Below are 2,064 nucleotides of genomic sequence, written 5' to 3'. Positions count from 1 at the left end.
CGGCCTCGGGTGCCTCGTCGGCGGCGGCCTCGGGTGCCTCGTCGGCGGCGGCCTCGGGTGCCTCGTCGGCGGCGGCCTCGGGTGCCTCGTCGGCGGCGGCCTCGTCCTCACCCTCGGGGGTGGTGAACGCGGTCATGTCGACGGTGTTGCCCTCGGAGTCGACGACCTTCACCTGGGCGAGCACGGAGGCCAGACCCTTGCGGCGGGCGACCTCGCCCATGATCGCGGGGACCTGGCCCTGCTGGTCGAGCATCTGCGCGAACTGGTTCGGGTTCATGCCGTACTGCTGCGAGGCGGAGATGATGTACTCGATGAGCTCGGCCTGCGACACGGAGAAGTCCTCGTCGGAGCTCTCGATGACGGTGTCGAGCACGAACTGGGTGCGGAGGGCCTTCTCGGTCTCCTCCGTGACCTCGGCGCGGTGCTCGTCGTCCTCGAGGCGACCCTCGGACTCGAGGTGGCGCTCGACCTCGTCCTCGACGACCTTGGCCGGGACGGGGACGTCGGTGCCGGCGATGAGGGCCTCGAGGACCTTCTCGCGGGCCTGCACGCCCTGCTCGATCTCCTTCTGCTTCGCCGCCTGCGCCTTGAGGTCCTCGCGGAGCTCGTCGATCGTGTCGAACTCGGAGGCGAGCTGTGCGAAGTCATCGTCGGCCTCGGGGAGCTCGCGCTCCTTGACGGCCTTGAGGGTGAGCTTCACGGTGCCGGTCTCACCGGCGTGGTCGCCACCGGCGAAGGTGGTCTCGAAGGTGGTCTCCTCGCCCTCGGAGAGGCCGTCGAGGGCCTCGTCCATGCCCTCGAGCATGGTACCGGCACCGACCTGGTAGGAGATGTCCGACGCGGTGTCGATCTCCTCGTCACCGATCGTGGCGACGAGATCGAGGGTGACGAAGTCGTCCTTCGCGGCGGGACGCTCGACGGTCTTGAGGGTGCCGAAGCGGGCACGGAGCGAGTCGAGCTCGGCGTCGACGTCCGCGTCGGTGACCTCGTAGGAGTCGACCTCGACGGTGATCGAGTCGTAGGCGGGGAGGGTGATCTCCGGGCGCACGTCGATCTCGACGACGAACGAGAAGGTGCCCTCCTCGGAGCCGTCGAGGCCGGGGACCTCGGTGACCTCGACCTCGGGGGTGCCGAGCGGCTGGAGCTTCTGCTCGGCGACGGCGTCGCGGTAGAACCCGTCGAGGCTGTTGTTCACGGCCTCCTGCATGACGGCGGGACGGCCGATGCGCTGGTCGATGATGCGCGCGGGAACCTTGCCCTTGCGGAAGCCGGGAATGGAGACCTGCTTCGCGATCTCCTTGTAGGCCTCGTCGATGCTCGGCTTGAGTTCGGCGTACGGCGCTTCAACGCTGAGCTTGACCCGGGTGGGGTCGATCTTCTCGACGGAGCTCTTCACGGTTTACCTCTCGTTGGACTGTGGGAGTGGGCGGCGCACACACGCGGGTACGGATGACCGGAGTGCGGTGCGGGCTGCCCGGGGAATTCGGGGGCGGCTGACGCGTGATCTCACCGAGTGATCTCATCCGTGCGACCCCGAAAAGGCACGCCGACCAGTCTAACCAAAGCCCGGCACGCCCGCGAATCCCCTGCGCCGCGACGTTCCCCGAGACGATCGCCAACGGATTCGCTGAGGGAAATCGAATCCGTTCCCTTGTCGCGCGAGGGAAAGCGAATCGCTTTGCCTGGGCGAATCCGTTGGAGAAACGGCGGAGGGACAGCGAAGGCCCCGGACGTCGTGTCCGGGGCCTTCCGTGGAGGGGATGACGGGAATCGAACCCGCACCATCAGTTTGGAAGACTGAGGCTCTACCATTGAGCTACATCCCCGAGGTACTCACCGTCACTTCCGCTGCGGTGCTGGGAAAACATTAGTGCACGTCATTCGCGAAAGACAAATCCGCCGCCGGTGACGTGACTCACCTTGCCGGAGCTCGCCCGGATTTCCCGAAACCTCCGGTCCACTCCTAGGATGATCACTCGTACCGACGGGGCGTGGCGCAGGTTGGTAGCGCGTCCGCTTTGGGAGCGGAAGGTCGCAGGTTCAAATCCTGTCGCCCCGACGGAT

At 66.9% G+C, this 2,064-nt stretch carries 1 protein-coding gene and 2 tRNA genes; 1 reads left to right on the top strand and 2 read right to left on the bottom strand.

From position 1 onward, the window contains the following. Both tig and ABD172_RS04935 read right to left on the bottom strand, forming a co-directional pair. A partial coding sequence (tig, locus tag ABD172_RS04940) for a trigger factor (RefSeq protein WP_344307473.1) occupies nucleotides 1–1,396 on the bottom strand: 1,396 nt, incomplete at its 3' end. A 356-nt stretch (nucleotides 1,397–1,752) separates the two neighbouring features. Next, nucleotides 1,753–1,826 (bottom strand) — tRNA-Gly (locus ABD172_RS04935). A 159-nt stretch (nucleotides 1,827–1,985) separates the two neighbouring features. Here ABD172_RS04935 and ABD172_RS04930 point away from each other — a divergent pair. Beyond that, nucleotides 1,986–2,059: transfer RNA gene (locus ABD172_RS04930), tRNA-Pro, on the top strand. Nucleotides 2,060–2,064: the final 5 nt, after the last annotated feature.

The sequence above is a fragment of the Brevibacterium samyangense genome (assembly GCF_039529845.1).
In the GTDB taxonomy this organism is placed as follows: Bacteria; Actinomycetota; Actinomycetes; order Actinomycetales; family Brevibacteriaceae; genus Brevibacterium; species Brevibacterium samyangense.
This window is presented reverse-complemented; position numbering and strand designations above follow the sequence as displayed.